Genomic DNA, 241 nt, shown 5'->3' on the forward strand with positions numbered 1-241 from the left:
CTTCGGAGGTCGGCTGGATCACGAAGTCGCGGTCATGGCGGTCCTTGATGCGCAGCAACTCGGGGCCCATCTTCTCGAAACGGCCGGTCTCCTGCCAGAGTTCGGCCGGCTGCACCACCGGCATGGTGACCTCGACGGCACCGGCCCGGTTCATCTCCTCGCGCACGATGGCCTCGACCTTGCGGATCACCCTGAGGCCCAGCGGCATGTAGTTGTAGACCCCGGCGCCCAGCTTCTTGAT

The 241-nt window shown here is 65.6% G+C and carries 1 protein-coding gene; it reads right to left on the reverse strand.

Going from position 1 to position 241, the window contains the following annotated elements:
• Positions 1-241: hypothetical protein (locus L3N51_RS12465; RefSeq protein ID WP_428846168.1), on the reverse strand; the 241-nt coding region annotated here is incomplete at both ends.

The organism is Metallosphaera javensis (ex Hofmann et al. 2022), assembly GCF_022064045.1.
Classification (GTDB): Archaea; Thermoproteota; Thermoprotei_A; order Sulfolobales; family Sulfolobaceae; genus Metallosphaera; species Metallosphaera javensis.